This window comes from Sedimentibacter sp. B4 (assembly GCF_000309315.1).
In the GTDB taxonomy this organism is placed as follows: Bacteria; Bacillota; Clostridia; order Tissierellales; family Sedimentibacteraceae; genus Sedimentibacter; species Sedimentibacter saalensis.
In genome coordinates this window covers 1-217 of record NZ_CANG01000606.1, presented here as the reverse complement: position 1 = coordinate 217, position 217 = coordinate 1, and the positions used below count along the sequence as shown (strand labels likewise).

Sequence of the window (217 nt, the reverse complement as noted above, 5' to 3'; positions counted from 1 at the left end):
CCTGCTCCTGCCCGAGGGTGAGCAGCTGCTCTGCCGCCTCGGGGTCGGAGTTCATCAGCATCCGGAAGCGCAGTTCCTTGACGTGGTAGTCGCGCAGCGGCATCCGGGGACGCGGCGAGTCCAGCAGGAACGGGTTCTTGCCGGCAGCCCGCAGCACCGGGTTGTAGCGCATCAGCGGCCAGTGGCCGGAGGCCACCGCGGCGTACTGCTGGTCGAG

At 69.6% G+C, this 217-nt stretch carries 1 protein-coding gene; it reads right to left on the bottom strand.

The window, feature by feature from the left end; all coding sequences use genetic code 11:
- A partial coding sequence (locus BN358_RS26710; RefSeq protein WP_198018450.1) for a hypothetical protein occupies nucleotides 1-217 on the bottom strand: 217 nt, incomplete at both ends.